General features: G+C 49.2%; 14 protein-coding genes. 9 read left to right on the top strand and 5 right to left on the bottom strand.

Going from position 1 to position 17,371, the window contains the following annotated elements; genetic code table 11:
• Positions 1–216 precede the first annotated feature (216 nt).
• The gene (gene rpsT, locus ABO04_RS04755) at positions 217–480 is read right to left on the bottom strand and encodes a 30S ribosomal protein S20 (protein ID WP_160809546.1); all 264 of its coding nucleotides are present in this window, start codon (positions 478–480) and stop codon (positions 217–219) included.
• A 282-nt stretch (positions 481–762) separates the two neighbouring features.
• On the opposite strand from rpsT, the gene acs reads away from it, so the two are divergent.
• Positions 763–2,730 carry an acetate--CoA ligase gene (gene acs, locus ABO04_RS04750; RefSeq protein ID WP_160809545.1) on the top strand — a complete coding sequence of 656 codons (1,968 nt, stop codon included), beginning with the start codon at positions 763–765 and terminating at the stop codon, positions 2,728–2,730.
• 17 nt (positions 2,731–2,747) lie between these two features.
• The gene (locus tag ABO04_RS04745; RefSeq protein WP_240141425.1) at positions 2,748–3,722 is read left to right on the top strand and encodes an MBL fold metallo-hydrolase; all 975 of its coding nucleotides are present in this window, start codon (positions 2,748–2,750) and stop codon (positions 3,720–3,722) included.
• A 412-nt stretch (positions 3,723–4,134) separates the two neighbouring features.
• On the opposite strand, the gene lysS is transcribed toward ABO04_RS04745, so the two are convergent.
• Positions 4,135–5,643, bottom strand: a complete 1,509-nt coding sequence (gene lysS, locus ABO04_RS04740) for a lysine--tRNA ligase (RefSeq protein ID WP_160809543.1) — start codon at positions 5,641–5,643, stop codon at positions 4,135–4,137.
• A gap of 271 nt (positions 5,644–5,914) precedes the next feature.
• Here lysS and ABO04_RS04735 point away from each other — a divergent pair, with 271 nt between their 5' ends.
• A complete protein-coding gene (locus ABO04_RS04735; RefSeq protein ID WP_160809542.1) occupies positions 5,915–7,585 on the top strand; it encodes a glutamine--tRNA ligase/YqeY domain fusion protein in 1,671 nt (556 codons plus the stop codon).
• Between the two features lie 160 nt (positions 7,586–7,745).
• The gene (locus ABO04_RS04730) at positions 7,746–8,264 is read left to right on the top strand and encodes an NlpC/P60 family protein (RefSeq protein ID WP_160809541.1); all 519 of its coding nucleotides are present in this window, start codon (positions 7,746–7,748) and stop codon (positions 8,262–8,264) included.
• A gap of 39 nt (positions 8,265–8,303) precedes the next feature.
• Here ABO04_RS04730 and ABO04_RS04725 read toward each other — a convergent pair whose 3' ends face one another.
• The 3 genes from ABO04_RS04725 to ABO04_RS04715 form a co-directional block, all read right to left on the bottom strand.
• The gene (locus ABO04_RS04725; protein ID WP_160809540.1) at positions 8,304–9,131 is read right to left on the bottom strand and encodes a pyruvate, water dikinase regulatory protein; all 828 of its coding nucleotides are present in this window, start codon (positions 9,129–9,131) and stop codon (positions 8,304–8,306) included.
• Between the two features lie 4 nt (positions 9,132–9,135).
• A complete protein-coding gene (gene ppsA / locus ABO04_RS04720) occupies positions 9,136–11,508 on the bottom strand; it encodes a phosphoenolpyruvate synthase (protein ID WP_160809539.1) in 2,373 nt (790 codons plus the stop codon).
• Between the two features lie 79 nt (positions 11,509–11,587).
• Positions 11,588–11,956: an Mth938-like domain-containing protein gene (locus tag ABO04_RS04715; RefSeq protein ID WP_160809538.1), complete on the bottom strand. Its 369-nt coding sequence runs from the start codon at positions 11,954–11,956 to the stop codon at positions 11,588–11,590.
• Positions 11,957–12,088: 132 nt separating this feature from the next.
• Here ABO04_RS04715 and ABO04_RS04710 point away from each other — a divergent pair, with 132 nt between their 5' ends.
• The 5 genes from ABO04_RS04710 to ABO04_RS04690 all read left to right on the top strand — a co-directional run bounded on the left by ABO04_RS04710 (position 12,089) and on the right by ABO04_RS04690 (position 17,335).
• Positions 12,089–13,330, top strand: a complete 1,242-nt coding sequence (locus ABO04_RS04710; protein WP_160809537.1) for a pyridoxal phosphate-dependent aminotransferase — start codon at positions 12,089–12,091, stop codon at positions 13,328–13,330.
• 79 nt (positions 13,331–13,409) lie between these two features.
• A complete protein-coding gene (locus ABO04_RS04705; RefSeq protein ID WP_160809536.1) occupies positions 13,410–14,726 on the top strand; it encodes a homoserine dehydrogenase in 1,317 nt (438 codons plus the stop codon).
• 124 nt (positions 14,727–14,850) lie between these two features.
• Positions 14,851–16,284 carry a threonine synthase gene (gene thrC, locus ABO04_RS04700; protein ID WP_160809535.1) on the top strand — a complete coding sequence of 478 codons (1,434 nt, stop codon included), beginning with the start codon at positions 14,851–14,853 and terminating at the stop codon, positions 16,282–16,284.
• 125 nt (positions 16,285–16,409) lie between these two features.
• Positions 16,410–17,105 carry a succinate dehydrogenase iron-sulfur subunit gene (locus tag ABO04_RS04695; RefSeq protein ID WP_160809534.1) on the top strand — a complete coding sequence of 232 codons (696 nt, stop codon included), beginning with the start codon at positions 16,410–16,412 and terminating at the stop codon, positions 17,103–17,105.
• Positions 17,102–17,335, top strand: a complete 234-nt coding sequence (locus ABO04_RS04690) for a succinate dehydrogenase assembly factor 2 (protein ID WP_160809533.1) — start codon at positions 17,102–17,104, stop codon at positions 17,333–17,335. Before ABO04_RS04695 ends, ABO04_RS04690 begins: the two co-directional genes overlap by 4 nt.
• Positions 17,336–17,371 lie beyond the last annotated feature (36 nt).

The following is a 17,371-nucleotide window of genomic DNA, read 5'->3' as shown; positions in this document are numbered from 1 at the left end:
CGGCGTCGCCTTGCTGCGATCCAGCTTCAGCGCTTCATAGGTCTCGTCCGGTACCGTCGATATGTCCGCATATGTGTAACCACATAACATCATACCCGCACACAGCATGACCCCCTTTATCCACTCCCCTAATCTCATCTCTCTCCTTTGTAGCTGTTTTATCAACATTTTATACTCCCATTTCTGGAATTTTTATAAGACACAGGTTTCAGCAACTTAACTCATCGCCTTCACTGCACCAGAAAGACGACTTTTATGTCTTGACGCTTTATTTTTGTGAATTATTCCTTTGCTAGCAATCGAATCAATAACACTCACCGCTTTTCTAAACACAGTTTCGGCCATGTTTTTGTCACCCATTACTATTGCCTTTCTGACACTTTTGATCGCTGTACGCAGCTTGGATCGCAACCCGGAATTCATCTCACGCCGCTTAATATTCTGCCTCACCCGTTTTTTAGCTTGTGCTGTATTTGCCATATGACTCTTTTACCCCTCGTTGAATTTTTAACATGCTACCCATCGATACTTCGAATCGCGCGATTTTACTTTCATTTTATGCTTAATGCAAAAGCCGATAGCATGGCCTTACTCACAACCCTCCAATCAATCCGCTTTGTCAGGAAGATAACATCCGTTGAATCAAGTGCAAATCGCCTTGATTTCGTACAGTTAACTTCATATCGATGTTTGCATTACTGGCCTCTTTTGCTGAATGATACAATTATAAATTAACCAAAATCCAGCCGAACGGGAAACAGCATGGCCACAATTGAATCGATTCTGCGTGAAAACCGGGTATTTCCTCCTGCCGGTGAGTTTGTCAGACACGCCAATATAGCCGGAATAAAAACCTATAAGGAGCTATGTCAGGAGGCTGAACATGATTACACCGGCTTCTGGGCAAAACTCGCAAAACAGTATATTACCTGGCACAAACCTTTCACACGTATTCTGGACGACACCAATCCACCCTTTTACAAATGGTTTGACGATGGTGAACTGAATATCTCGTGGAACTGTCTGGATCGGCACCTGGCAACCCAGGCTGATAAAACTGCCATTATTTTTGAATCTGATGAAGGAAAAGTAAATCACTGCAGTTACCGTGAGCTACACCGCCAGGTTTGTCGTTTTGCCAACGGACTGAAATCGCTTGGAATCCGCCAGGGTGATCGCGTCGTTATCTATATGCCTATGCGAATCGAAGCTGTAGTTGCAATGCAGGCATGTGCGCGCATCGGTGCAATTCATTCAGTAGTATTTGGTGGTTTTTCGGCAAAAAGCGTATACGAACGTATTATTGATGCGGAAGCATCCGCTGTAATCACTGCAGATGAACAAACACGCGGAGGCAAATGCCATGCACTGAAAGCGACCGTGGATAAGGCGTTGGCGATGAGCGATACGACTTCAGTACACAGTGTTGTCGTTTTTCAGCATACCGGTACTGATATCGCCTGGCAGCCAGAGCGAGACCACTGGTGGCACGATCTCACCGCCAGACAATCCGATGAATGCGAGCCGACATGGATCAATGCCGAACACCCCCTTTTTACACTCTACACCTCGGGCTCAACCGGAAAACCGAAAGGTGTGCAGCACTCTTCGGCGGGTTACCTGCTTGGAACGATCACCAGCATGCAGTGGGTATTCGATTATCATGCAGACGATGTATTCTGGTGTACTGCAGACGTAGGCTGGGTTACCGGGCATAGCTACGTTACCTACGGACCGCTTGCCATCGGGGCAACCCAGGTGATTTTTGAAGGAATTCCGACTTACCCGGATGCCGGACGGTTCTGGAAAATCATTCAGAAACACAAAGTCACAATCTTTTACACTGCACCCACAGCCATCCGCTCACTGATCAAGCTGGGCCCCGACTTGCCTGAAAAATATGATCTTTCCTCGCTGCGCCTGCTCGGATCAGTCGGCGAGCCGATCAATCCAGAAGCATGGATGTGGTATTTCACAGTTGTTGGCCAGTCACGCTGCCCGGTGGTCGACACCTGGTGGCAGACTGAAACCGGCAGCCACATAATTGCTCCTGTCCCTGGCGCAATATCTACCAAACCAGGTTCCTGCACTCTTCCTCTGCCAGGCATTGATGCCGCTGCAATTGATGAAACCGGGCAACCGGTAAAAGAAGGAAAGGGTGGATTTCTGGTAATCAAACGTCCTTTCCCTTCGATGCTGCGTACCTTGTGGAATGATCCTGCGCGATTCAAACAAACTTATTTTCCGGCAGATATTGCTGGTGGACGCTACTACGTTGCCGGCGATTCGGCGCACCGGGATCGGGATGGTTATTTCTGGATCATGGGACGGATTGATGACGTTCTAAACGTCTCCGGCCATCGTTTAGGCACTATGGAAATTGAATCCGCGCTGGTGGCGCACCCTCTGGTTGCCGAAGCAGCTGTTGTAGGGAAACCGCATGAGATCAAGGGAGAAGCAGTCGTAGCATTTGTCACACTGAGGGAAAAATCACCTGATGATCAGCGAGCTGCTGAAATTGCTGCAACCTTACGTGAATGGGTTGCTGGTGAAATCGGTGCAATTGCCCGCCCCGAGGAAATCCGGTTTGGTGAAAATCTGCCCAAAACACGTTCCGGCAAGATCATGCGACGCCTTCTGCGCGCCCTGGCAAGAGGGGAAACAATTACCCAGGATGTCTCAACGCTGGAAAATCCGATAATCCTCGAACAACTCAGCCAAACAGTATGACCGGAACTTACCAGCTCATGGAACAACTTCCTGCCATTATCGACTATCCGAATGGAATCAGCGTCATTGATGCCCGCTACCATCGTCCCGGACGCGCTGCTATTCACCTTCTTACAGAAGGAGACAGGGCCGCTCTTGTAGATACCGGCACCCGCTTCTCGGTTCCAGGCGTTATGGCGACGCTGGCGCACAAACAGATCCTCCCCGAACAGATCGATTACATTTTTCTCACCCATATCCATCTCGATCATGCTGGCGGCGCCAGCGAATTTATGAAATGGCTGCCCAATGCCAAGCTGGTGGTGCATCCGCGTGGAGCGTCACACATGGCCAACCCTGTCAAGCTAATTGCCGGTGTCATGGCCGTGTATGGTGAATCCGAGTTCCGGCGCGTCTATGGCGAAATTCATCCGATTGCGGCTGAACGTATCATCGAAGCGCCCGATAATACACTTATCGAACTGAACGGCCGGCCACTACAACTGCTGGATACACCGGGGCATGCACGACATCACTACTGCATACACGATGTATGCAGCAAATCCATCTTCACTGGTGATACCTTCGGCGTCTCCTATCGTGAATGCGATGTGGACGAGCTGGAATTCGTTTTCCCGACAACGTCACCCGTGCAGTTCGATCCTGAAGCTGCTCATGCTTCCATCGACCGACTCATGGCATTACACCCCGAGCAGGCATTTCTCACACACTACGGGCGCATTCGCAATCTTTCGCACCACGCATCGCAGATGCATGCGCTCATCGATACTTTCGTCAGCATCGTACAACAGGCTGCAGAAATTCAGGACCGACAGCCCGTCATCATAAAAGCGCTGCAGGATCTGCTCCTGGAACGACTTGCCGTCCATCGGTGTACTCTCACTCAGGATGCGGCTCTCTCACTGCTGCAGACCGATATCAAGCTCAATGCACAGGGGCTTGAAATCTGGCTGGAGCAGTCCATCAGGCAATCAAGGCAGGCAGCAAGCTAAACAACTACTCCATCCGCAGACTATCACCCGTTACCGCCTACATCATCAGGAGGCAATCTCCCTTCATCAGATGGAGTGCAGGTAACGGGTCTACACACATCCGAAAGCATATTACGGCGATGAACCGAAAGTTGATGACGATATATCCACCAGAAATCACAAGATCAGGCTACTTCAGCCACTTCAGATGTTGCTTAGGGTCACCCTGTATCGCGATCAGATCAACCGGAGCGCCAGGTTGTATTGTCCCCAGCAGGAAAATAATTACCTTTTTTACAAAAAAAGTGTGCCCTGTACCCGGACACTCTGACTCCAGAGTGATCAGAGATGTAATGTAGCAATATATCGGCGTCGATTCCTGCTATCTGAAGCTTCCCAGGAAATGGATGCAAGGCAGTTTTTCAACAGCCGATCAATCTTCCTTGCGCAACTGCGGAAACAGAATCACATCACGAATGCTGGGAGAATCAGTCAGCAACATCACCAGCCGATCGATCCCGATTCCTTCTCCTGCGGTCGGCGGCAGACCATATTCCAATGCCTGAATATAATCAGCATCATAATGCATGGCTTCCATATCGCCCGCCTCTTTTGCCCTGGCCTGCTCAAGGAAGCGACTGGCCTGATCTTCAGGATCGTTCAATTCGGAAAATCCATTCGCAATTTCCCGCCCGGCGATATAAAGCTCGAAACGATCGGTAATTTCCGGATTGACATCATTACGACGTGCCAGCGGAGAAACCTCAGCCGGGTAATCAACGATAAATACAGGTTCAAACAGCAGATGTTCGGTCGTTTCATCGAAAAGCGTCAGTTGCAGCGCACCGATACCGCTGTCCAGGCCAGGTGTAACGCCCCTTGCCTGCAAGGCAGATAACAGGAAACTGCGGTCATTAAGCTGTTCCAGCGAATATTCGGGGTGATATTTCAGGATCGCCTGGGTGACGGTCAGTCGGGCAAAGGGTTGTGCCAGATCCATTTCGCGCTGTTGATAAATGATGCGGGTCGTTCCCGATACTTTCAGCGCGACTTCACGCAGCATGGATTCTGTCAGATCCATCAGGTAATTGTGGTCCTGATAGGCTTCATAAAACTCCAGCATGGTAAATTCAGGATTATGGCGAGTAGATATACCCTCATTCCTGAAATTACGGTTGATTTCGAAAACCTTTTCCATGCCGCCCACCACCAGCCGCTTCAGATAAAGTTCCGGGGCAATGCGCAGATACAGCGCCATATCCAGGGCATTATGATGCGTCACAAAAGGCCGCGCTGTGGCACCGCCGGGAATCGAATGCATCATCGGTGTTTCAACTTCAAGGTAATCCCGATCGACGAGGAATTCACGTATTGCCTGAATGATCTTCGAGCGAATCGCAAACACCCTGCGTGTATCTTCATTCGTGATCAGATCGAGATACCGGCGTCGATATTTCTGTTCCTGATCGGCCAGTCCGTGGAATTTTTCCGGCAAGGGTCGCAAAGACTTGGTCAAAAGATGAAGCCGTGTCACGCGTAACGACAATTCATCCGTCCTGGTTTTGAACAAAGCCCCTTCCGCTCCGAGAATATCCCCCAGGTCATAATGCCTGAATGCTTCATGAGCGGTTTCACCGGTATGATCATTAGAGATATAGAGCTGTATCCGCCCACTCATATCCTGAATCGTTGCAAAACTCGCCTTCCCCATCACGCGTTTGAATAGCATGCGCCCGGCAACTTTTACCTTTATTTGGCTGCTTTCCAACTCTTCTCTGGAGCTGCCATCATATTTCTCGTGCAGGACACGCGCCAGACTATCTCGACGATAATCGTTCGGGAACGCATTACTGGTCTGGCGCAATGCGGTCAGTTTCGAACGGCGTTCTGCAATGAGAGTGTTTTCATCCTGGGGAATACCGGCTATTTCTTCCTGGGTCATATCTATTCCACGTTTTTCGTAATTCTTATTGGTATAAAATTTATTGCTATTGTATTGGGCAGCATGGCTAACCTTTGAGTCGCTGCTGCCCGTCTGATCAACGTGTATTATATAGTCACTTTAACCAACCCATTTTAACAGGCCAATGAAAAACCATCTGATGGAAGATCTATAGCGTGCCCTCCGCCTCTGTGCCCGCTCCCGCTTCATGTTCAGCCAATCAATCCATCAAATTAACCCGCATTTTATCGAAATCAACTGAAAAACATTTGTGAATACACCTTCATTTTCAACGCATTTCATTCGCAACATCATCGAGGAAGACAACCGTACCGGTAAATGGAATGGACGAGTGGAAACACGTTTTCCACCTGAGCCGAACGGTTATCTGCATATCGGTCATGCAAAGAGCATTTGCCTGAATTTTGGACTTGCTTTTGAATATGGTGGCGTCTGTCATCTGCGGTTCGATGATACAAATCCTGAAAAAGAAGCCCAGGAATATGTCGATGCCATTATCGAATCAGTCCGCTGGCTGGGTTTTGACTGGAAGGAACATCTCTACTACGCTTCTGATTACTTTGATCGATTATATGAATTTGCAGAATACTTGATCACACAGGGTAAAGCATACGTGGACAGCCTGCCGGCCGATGAAATCCGCAGATTACGCGGAACTCTGACTGAGGTGGGCATTAACAGCCCTTATCGTGACCGCTCCGCAGAAGAAAATCTCGATTTGTTCCGGCGCATGCGCGCAGGGGTATTTCCGGATGGAGCGCATGTACTGCGCGCCAAAATCGATATGGCTTCACCCAATATCAATCTGCGTGACCCGGTCATTTATCGTATCCGTCACATCCACCACCAGCGCACAGGCGATAAATGGTGTATCTACCCGATGTATGATTATACCCATTGCATTTCCGATGCACTGGAACGGATTACCCACTCGCTCTGCACGCTGGAGTTTGAGGATCATCGCCCGCTGTATGACTGGATACTGGATCAACTGGCAGAAAAAGTCCCTTGCCATCCGCAGCAAATAGAATTTGCACGGCTGAATCTGACCTACAGCGTGATGAGCAAACGCAAGCTGATCGAGCTGGTAGAAAACAAACTGGTGGATGGCTGGGATGATCCACGCATGAATACACTGGCTGGTTTGCGGCGCCGCGGTTATACAGCGGAATCAATCCGCCTGTTCGCAGAGCGTATCGGCATCAGCAAGGCGGATTCCTGGATCGATATGACTATCCTGGAAGACTGTCTGCGTGAAGATCTCAATGAACGCGCCCTGCGCCGCATTGCCGTGCTCGATCCGGTATCGCTAATCATCGATAATTTCCCGGATAACCATGAAGAAACCTGCTACGCACCCAATCATCCGCAGAAACCTGAGCTTGGCACGCGCGAGCTGCATCTGACGAAACAGCTTTATATCGAGCGTGCAGATTTCATGGAAATACCGAATAAAGGCTTCTTCCGCCTGACTCCTGGTGCAGAAGTGCGGCTACGCTATGCATTTATCGTAAAATGCACTCATGTCATCAAGAATGATCAGGGGGAAATTCTGGAAATTCACTGTGTTTATGATCCGGACACCAAAAGTGGTACTGCCGGTGCTGAGACCCGCAAGGTGCGCGGTAATATTCACTGGTTATCGGCTGTACATGCCAGAGCCGTTGAAATCAGGCTGTATGACCGCCTGTTTATCGACTCACACCCCGATACAGAGGGCAAGGATTTCAAAACTTCACTGAATCCGGATTCCAAACGAGTCATTACCGGATATGTTGAACCTTCGTTATGCGAAGCACAGTCGGAACAGCGGTTTCAGTTCGAGCGCCACGGTTATTTCATTGCGGATTTAACAGATACCAAACCAGGAAAACCAGTATTCAACCGTACTGCATCCTTACGCAATACCTGGAAAAAATGACAAAAAAATCAATTACAAACGAATGATCAGCAGCAGCATAAAACACATGAGCATATTACTGATGTTTTTATATACCACCTAAAAATGGCTTTACTTCTCCCACAGCCTGATTATTTTCTTGTTATACTCGATCCTTGTTTTAACAACACGAATTGAAAATATGTCCTTAAAACACATTGTCATTCTGTTGCTCGGCATAGGTGTAATGGCTGGATGCAGCTCGGTTCCCAAAGATTCAACACGTAAAAAAATTTCACACCATTCGCATAAATCTGGATTTGCGACTCCTCAGGGCATTCTGGAAAATGATCCATCTTTCGTACGAAATCGTCTGTACAGACAATATCAGGAATGGCGCGGTACGCGCTATCGCCTGGGAGGTACGGATCACACCGGAATAGATTGTTCTGCACTCGTCAGAATTATCTTCAAGGAAGAATTTGGCTTTATATTACCCCGGACTGCCCTTTCCCAGGCAGAATTTGGTGAAAAAATCAGTCGGGATGAGCTTATGCCAGGAGATCTGGTATTCTTTAAAACAGGTAACCGTTCTTGGCACGTAGGAATTTACTTGGACAGTAAAAAATTCCTTCACGCTTCATCCAGTCAGGGAGTTATCATATCCAATCTGGATAATACATACTGGAAATCCAAGTACTGGAAATCAGTCCGGATATAAAATCACACGAATAGAAGGCTATCCGGGACAGGTATTTATTCACGTTCCATACAGTCGTCTTTCCAGCCGCATACGATTGATAATCGAAGCACTGATCTCTTCTATTGATATCCCGGTTGTATCAATGGAAGGAACACCAAATTGCCGGTACAACTCATTTTGCCACTCGAGTTCACGCTGACATTCAATAAATGAAGCATAGTGGCTGCCTGGATAACGCTCTGCACGCACAGCCTGAAGCCGTGACGCGTTTAATGTCAAGCCAAACAGTTTTTCACGCAGCGGCTGCAACAGCGCAGGAAGACGCACTGCCCCCATATCTTCCGTTGTAAACGGGTAATTAGCGGCAAGCACGCCGTACTGCAAAGCCAGATACACACACACTGGGGTTTTACCCGAGCGTGATACTCCCACCAGGATCACGTCAGCGTCGGCAAGTATTCTGGAGTTGCTGCCGTCATCACTATTCAATGCATACTGAATCGCTGCAATACGCCGGAAATAGGAGGTATCCTGCCCGAGAATATGAGAGCGCCCGGGAACACGCACGGGTGACTGTTGCAGTGCTGTTTCCAGTATACCAAGACAGGATTCAAAAAAATCAAGAAGATAGCAATCGGCCTGGCGGACAGAAGCAAGAATCGCCGGATCCAACAATGTGCTAAATATCAATGGTGGCTGCCCTTCCTGCTGCGCGACTGCGTTGATGCGATCGATGATTTCCTGAACCTTGGCTGCGCTATCCAGGAAGGAGGCATAATGCCTCTTCCATTCTATGCCATCAAACTGGGTCAACAGGCTGTGACCCAGTGTTTCTGCGGTAATACCGGTACGGTCGGACAAGAAAAAAACGCTACGTTGCAACATCGTCCTACTGCTCCCGATTTGCCAGATGCAACCAGGTGTTCACTACCGTATCCTGATTAAGAGACAAGCTGTTGATACCCTGCTCAACCAGCCAGAGCGCAAAATCCGGGTAATCAGAAGGCGCCTGGCCACAGATACCAATATACTTCCCTTGCTTACGACACGCCTCTATCGCCATTTTCAGCAATCGCTTCACCGCTGGATCACGCTCATCAAACAAATGGGCAACCAGCTCCGAATCACGATCCAGTCCGAGTGCCAGTTGAGTCATATCATTTGATCCGATGGAAAACCCATCAAAGTATTCGAGAAATTCCTCCGCCAGTATGGCATTGGAAGGAATTTCGCACATCATGATCAAACGCAACCCGTTGCTTCCGCGTTTTAATTCATTAGCTGCCAGCAATTCTGTAATCTGTCGGGCCTCCTCCAGGGTTCGACAGAAAGGAACCATCACCTCGACATTGGTAAAGCCCATTTCACCACGTACCCTGCGCAAAGCCCGACACTCCAGCTCAAAACAGGCACGAAAGGAATCGGCAAGATAGCGCGAAGTGCCGCGAAATCCAATCATTGGATTTTCTTCATGTGGCTCGAAACGATCACCGGCAATCAGATTGGCGTATTCATTAGATTTAAAATCGGACAAACGTACAATCACCGGATGCGGGTGAAAAGCTGCCGCTAGCGTAGCAATGCCTTCCACCAGTTTTTCCACATAAAAAGACACCGGATCGGGGTAACCCGCCGCCCGCTTGCTAACAGATGCTTTCAGATCGTCCGGAAGCGCATCAAACTCCAGTACAGCCCTGGGATGAACGCCGATATTATTCGCGATGATAAACTCCAGACGAGCCAATCCCACTCCATGATTTGGCAGCCGTGAAAACGCAAAGGCCTGCGCGGGATTTCCGATATTCAGCATAATTCTGACTGGCAATTCAGGCAATTTACTAATCTCTGAGCACGTATGCTGATAAGGAAGCAGGCCTGCGTAAACAACACCGACATCTCCTTCCGCACAGGACACCGTCACTGCCTGGCCATCACTGATTTTTGCCGTGGCCTGCTCACATCCGACTACTGCGGGGATGCCCAGCTCGCGCGCAACAATAGCAGCGTGACAGGTTCGCCCGCCACGGTTGGTCACAATCGCAGCGGAACGTTTCATGATCGGCTCCCAATCCGGATCTGTCATGTCCGTTACCAACACATCACCGGCTTGAATTTCAGCCATCTGTCCGGCGTTCATAATAACTCGCGCCGTTCCCTGTCCGATCTTCTGGCCAATCGCACGCCCTTGTACCAGCACTGTGCCCCGCTCACTCAGGTAAAATTGCTCTACCGACTGTTCAGCGCGGCTTTTCACCGTTTCCGGACGGGCCTGAACAATATAAATCTGTCCATCTATTCCATCCAATGCCCATTCGATGTCCATCGGCCGCTTGTAGTGCTGCTCGATGATTATCGCCTGTCGGGCCAGTGATTCAATTTGCTCATCAGACAAGCTGAAACGCTGGCTTCGTTCCGGCGACACCGGCCGCACCATGACCTGCCCTGCCCGCTCATCACCATAGATCATCTCGCTTTCCTTGGTTCCCAGCCGTCGGGAAAGAATTGCGGACAATCCCGCCTCAAGATTGCGTTTATACACGACAAATTCATCCGGATTGACCGCCCCCTGTACAACGGTCTCCCCCAGGCCATAAGCAGCAGTAATAAACACCACATCCCGAAAGCCGGATTCAGTATCCAGCGTAAATATCACCCCACTGGCGCCCCGATCGCTGCGCGCCATCCTTTGCACACCAGCAGATAAAAATACCTGATCATGATGAAATCCGTGATGGGTGCGATAGGCAATCGCCCGATCAGTATAGAGAGAGGCAAATACTCTTCTGATGGCATCCATCAAATTTTCGAGTCCATGCACATTCAGTAATGTTTCCTGCTGACCGGCAAAAGATGCATCCGCCAGATCCTCGGCTGTTGCGGATGAACGTACAGCGAAGGACACCCCCTCTCCTGAATCAGCAATGAGCTTCTGATATGCCTGCGTCACCGCTTTCACCAGATTATCCGGCAGTGGGGCAGCAAGCAGCCAGGAACGGACTGACTGGCCAGCAGCGGCCAGAGCTGACACATCATCAACATCCAACGGCGTCAATAACTGATTGATACGGCCATCCAGGTCATTAATCCTGAGAAATTCACGATAAGCATACGTTGTCGTAGCAAATCCGCCGGGCACTTTCACTCCGGCGCGAGAAAGATTTCCAATCATCTCTCCCAACGAGGCATTCTTGCCGCCCACACTTGCCACATCATTCATACCGACCTGATCCAGCCACAAAATATAATCAGAATGATCCGCCATACTTGTCTCCATTGAAAAACAGAATCAATACGATAATAACCCGTGCATATCCCCTGAAAAATGTATTACTGCGCCAGAATCAAACAAATATCGCAGCAGCAACATGCCTGCCTTCTGACGACAGGATATTGTAAGTTCTGCATACTGCCTGCGTATCCATCGTCTCAAATCCGATTCCACGCGTCAGTATTTTTTTTACCAGCGATGCATCCGGGAATTGCAATACCATTCCTGTCCCAAGCAAAATAATTTCTGGTTGCACCGCCAGCAGTGGATCAAAATGCTCCATCCCCAGCTGACTGACGCTGTTTACCGGCCAATGCTCAACAATTTGTTCCGGCAGCACAATCATGCTATCTGTATACCGCACCTGATTGACTGCAACGTAGCCGTCTCCGTAGCCAGAAAAAATGTTCAAACCGGAGGTATCCGAAAGATGTAATTTCATGGAAATCCTTTCGTAGCAAAAAATTCAGTTTTGACCCGATCGTATAACCTCGCCGGGTATTTCCACTTTAATAAAAGTCAGCGTAACATGGTATGCTTTTTTCGTATTGAATAGAATTTTCTCTATCCGTCCATGCAACCCATCAAAAAATCCAGCAAACTCAACCATGTCTGCTATGACATACGGGGACCGGTTCTCGATCGCGCCAGACAAATGGAGGAAGAAGGCCATCGTATCATCAAGCTCAACATCGGCAACCCTGCTTCCTTCGGGTTTGAAGCGCCAGACGAGATTCTGCAGGATGTCATCCAGAACCTTGCCGCCGCCTCCGGCTACTGCGATTCCAAAGGGCTGTTCGCCGCCCGCAAGGCAATCATGCATTACACGCAGGAAAAAAATATTGCCAACGTACAGATGGATGACATCTATGTCGGCAATGGCGTATCGGAACTCATCATGCTGGCCACACAAGCACTGCTGGAAAACGATGATGAAGTACTGGTTCCTTCCCCGGACTACCCCTTGTGGACGGCTGCTGTTTCTCTTGCGGGAGGAATCGCACGGCATTATATATGTGACGAGCAATCTGACTGGTTACCGGATCCGGAAAACATAAAAACCAAAATCAGCAGCAGAACCCGGGCAATCGTCATCATCAACCCCAACAACCCCACCGGCGCACTTTATCCGGACGATCTGTTACGCGACATCATCGAAATCGCCCGGCAAAACAACCTGATTATTTTTGCTGACGAGATCTACGACAAAATCCTTTATGATTCTGCCAGCCATACTTCAATTGCCTCGCTGGCCAGCGATGTGCCATTTGTGACATTCAACGGCTTATCCAAAAATTACCGTGCGGCTGGTTTTCGTTCCGGCTGGGCAGTCATCTCCGGCGATAAGACACGCGCACAAGATTACATTACCGGATTCAATATGCTGGCATCGATGCGTCTGTGTGCCAATGTTCCGGCACAATTCGGCATCCAGACTGCGCTGGGTGGCTATCAAAGTATCCATGACCTCACCATGCCCACTGGCCGGCTGAAACGACAGCGTGATCTGGCATGGAAATTACTGACAGACATCCCGGGAGTAACCTGCGTCAAGCCGCGGAGCGCCCTGTACCTGTTTCCACGACTGGATCCGGCTTATTACCCAATTGAAGATGATGAGCAATTCGTACTGAATCTGCTGCTGGAAGAGAAAGTGCTGATCGTTCAAGGCACCGGATTCAACTGGTCGCAGCCTGATCACTTTCGGATCGTATTTCTACCCAACAGCGATGACCTGACCGAAGCCATCAATCGTATCGCACAGTTCCTGGGTCGCTATCGTGCGCGCCACAGCCGCTCATTCCATCATCCGTAAAATGGGGAACTGACTTGCTCCGCTTTATTCCGTATATAATCCCTAGTTTGTCCTAATCGATGTACAAACAAATTCCGTTATGAAGCCAATCAATGTAGGGTTACTCGGTGTTGGCACCGTTGGCGGTGGCACATATACCGTTCTGAAACGCAATCAGCAGGAAATCACGCGCAGAACCGGCCGTAATATCATTATCCGCATGATTGCCGATCTGGATCAGGAAAAAGTGCACAACCTGACGGCAGGTGATGATGTTGTCGTAACATCCAACGCACTTGAAATTACCAGACACCCGGATATTGATGTCATTGTTGAGCTGATCGGAGGGCAAACTATTGCCAAACAAGCGATTCTTGAAGCCATTGCTCACGGCAAACATGTCATTACCGCCAATAAAGCGTTACTGGCAGCCCATGGCAACGAAATCTTTGCTGCTGCACAACAGCACAATGTTATCGTTGCGTTTGAAGCTGCTGTGGCAGGTGGTATCCCTATCATCAAGGCGCTGCGTGAAGGCCTGGCCGCTAACCGCATTGAATGGATCGCCGGTATCATTAACGGAACCAGCAACTTCATCTTGTCGGAGATGCGCTCCAAAGGACTGGATTTCAATACTGTTCTAGCTGACGCACAACAACTGGGCTATGCCGAAGCTGATCCAACCTATGATATAGAAGGCATTGATGCCGCTCATAAAATCACTATCATGGCTGCACTTGCCTTTGGCATTCCGGTTCGGTTCGATCAGACCTACATCGAAGGGATCACAAAGCTGGCCAACGATGATATCCGCTATGCTGAAGAATTGGGCTACCGCATCAAACTGCTGGGCATTACCAGGCGCACAGCCAATGGCATTGAGTTACGTGTCCACCCGGCACTGATTCCGGACGAACGGCTGATCGCCAATGTGGAAGGCGTTATGAATGCAATCATCGTGAAAGGGGATGCGGTTGGGCCTACACTTTATTATGGTGCCGGGGCCGGTGCAGAGCCTACCGCCAGCGCAGTAATTGCTGATCTGGTGGATGTCACACGCCTGCTCACTTCCAACCCGGAACACCGGGTGCCCGTACTGGCATTCCTGCCCGAGCTGTTGTCTGATACACCTGTTGTGCCGATGGAAGCCGTGGAAACAGCTTATTACCTGCGGCTTCAGGTCACGGATCAACCCGGGGTACTGGCCGATATCACGCGCATCCTGGCAGACAATGCCATTTCCATCAGTGCAATGATCCAGAAGGAGCATGCGGACAGGGAAGACAAAGTCAATATCATCATGATCTTGCACAAAACCAGGGAAAGGAATATCAACACAGCGATTGAAAAAATTCAGAGCCTTCCAGCTATGGCTGATAAAATCATCCGCATCAGGCTTGAAGAACTTGGCAGTTGAAACAACGCAGCTCTTCAGGTTTTGCTCTGTTCGTACTCAATTTAATCCTTGATCTCTTCTGGGGCTGATCTGCTTCCAACGCGAAGCACCCGGTTGTTTCGTTCCCCGTTTATCACAGGCCAATATGCGTTATCTCTCGACCCGGGGCGGCATGCCGCCCAAAACATTTACTGAAATTCTGCTAGGCGGATTGGCTCCGGATGGCGGGCTAGCCATGCCTGAATTTTATCCGGAAATAAATCCGGCAGAACTTGAATCCTGGCGTTCGTTAGACTACCCGTCACTTGCGTTCGCAATTCTATCGCGTTTCATGGATGATCTGCCCGCCGATGATTTACGCACATTAATTACACGCACCTACACACCCAAGGTTTTTGGCAGCGAAGAGATCACCCCTGTCCAGACATTGGAACCCGGCCTGCATCTGCTGCACCTGTCCAACGGCCCTACTCTGGCGTTCAAAGATATCGCCATGCAATTCCTGGGAAATCTGTTCGAATATGTACTGGCAAAAAATAACGAAGAATTGAACATTCTGGGCGCAACCTCCGGTGATACCGGCTCCAGTGCAGAATATGCCATGCGCGGCAAACAGGGTATCCGCGTGTTTATGCTGTCACCTTATGGAAAAATGAGTGCCTTTCAGACCGCACAAATGTTCTCGCTGCAGGATAAAAATATCTTCAATATTGCCATCGAAGGTGTATTTGACGACTGTCAGGATATTGTCAAAACCGTCAGCAACGACCAGGAATTCAAGCAAAAATACCATATCGGTGCAGTTAATTCGATTAACTGGGCACGTATCGCCGCACAAATTATTTATTATTTCAAGGCCTATTTTGCAGTTACCCGCTCCAACGGAGAAACCGTATCCTTTTCAGTCCCTTCTGGCAATTTTGGCAATATTTTTGCCGGCCATGTCGCACGGATGATGGGCTTGCCCATCCGGCAGCTGATTCTGGCAACCAATGAAAATAATGTGCTGGATGAGTTTTTTCGTACTGGTTTGTATCGACCCCGCACAACGACTGAAACAAAACAAACCAGCAGTCCCTCGATGGATATCTCCAAAGCATCAAATTTTGAGCGTTTCATTTTTGATCTGACCGGCCGGGATGCAACGCGGGTCAAGGCGCTCTGGAAATCAGTCGATCAGGGTGGATCATTTGACCTTTCCGGCACCGATCTATGGCAAAAGATCAGAGAATTTGGCATCATTTCCGGAACCAGTAACCATGCTGAGCGTATCGCCACGATTAGCGAAATATACCGCAAGTTCAATACTTTAATCGATACACACACAGCAGATGGCTTGAAAACGGGTATGGAATTACGTGAACCTGACATTCCGCTCATTTGTCTGGAAACGGCACTGCCGGTCAAATTTGCGGACAGCATTCAGGAAGCAGTTGGATTCGCACCGGAGCGACCGGCTGGATACGATAACCTGGAAAAACTTCCTCAGCGTTTCGAGCGCATGGCAGCAGATGCCGGGCAGATTAAACGTTTCATTATCAACCAGATTGAGTCATCAAGCCAGGATCAGGAGCGATGAAAAAACCAACTCTGTGCCTGGCAATTGCAATCATCTTCCTGACGTTATCGTAAAATCATCTGTATTCTTTCGGAATATAGGTTATTTTCTGATCAAACCAAAATAAACGGAACAAGGAGTGCATTATGCTGTTCTCGATTAGTCGCTATGATCCGGACAAGGGTGAAAAGCCGTACATGCAAAATTATGATGTTGAGCTCGCACCTACGGACAAAATGTTGCTGGATGCGCTGATACGCATCAAGGCCATGGACGACAGTCTCAGCTTGCGACGTTCTTGCCGGGAAGGTGTATGCGGCTCCGATGCCATGAATATTAATGGCCGCAACAATCTTGCCTGTATCACGCCACTTGCCGGTCTGCGCGAGCCCGTGGAAATCCGGCCTCTGCCGGGATTACCGATTATCCGGGACCTGATTGTTGATATGAGCCAGTTTTTCAAACAATATCATTCGATTAAGCCTTATTTGATCAATAATGATCCACCACCAGAAACAGAGCGTTTACAATCCCAGCAAGAACGTGCCCGCCTGGATGGCCTTTACGAATGTATTCTGTGTGCCTGTTGCACCACTGCCTGTCCTTCATTCTGGTGGAATCCAGACAAGTTTGTCGGGCCGGCCGGATTACTACAGGCCTATCGCTTTCTGGCGGATAGCCGGGATCAGGCCACTTCTGAACGGCTGGACGACCTGGAGGATCCCTACCGTTTATTCCGTTGCCATTCCATCATGAATTGTGTCGATGCCTGCCCCAAGGGGTTAAATCCGACCGCTGCGATAGAAAGCATAAAAACTATGATGCTGAATAAAACGGTATGAACCACCAGGCCCGCATGCGCTGGCGCTGTCGTCGCGGCATGCTGGAACTGGATATCGTCCTGTTGCGCTTCATGGATACACATTATGAACAACTGGATGAGCATCAACGCAAACTGCTTGAAGCGTTGCTCACATACCCAGATCATGATCTGTGGAACATGATCGCTTGCAATATAGACGTACCTGATGAAGCTTTTCGGCCTCTATTGAAACTTTTACAGGAAAATTAACCAAGATCCTGATCATCTGTCAGATCAATCTGAATG

The sequence above is a fragment of the Nitrosomonas sp. HPC101 genome, assembly GCF_009833125.1.
Taxonomy (GTDB): domain Bacteria; phylum Pseudomonadota; class Gammaproteobacteria; order Burkholderiales; family Nitrosomonadaceae; genus Nitrosomonas.
This window is presented reverse-complemented; position numbering and strand designations above follow the sequence as displayed.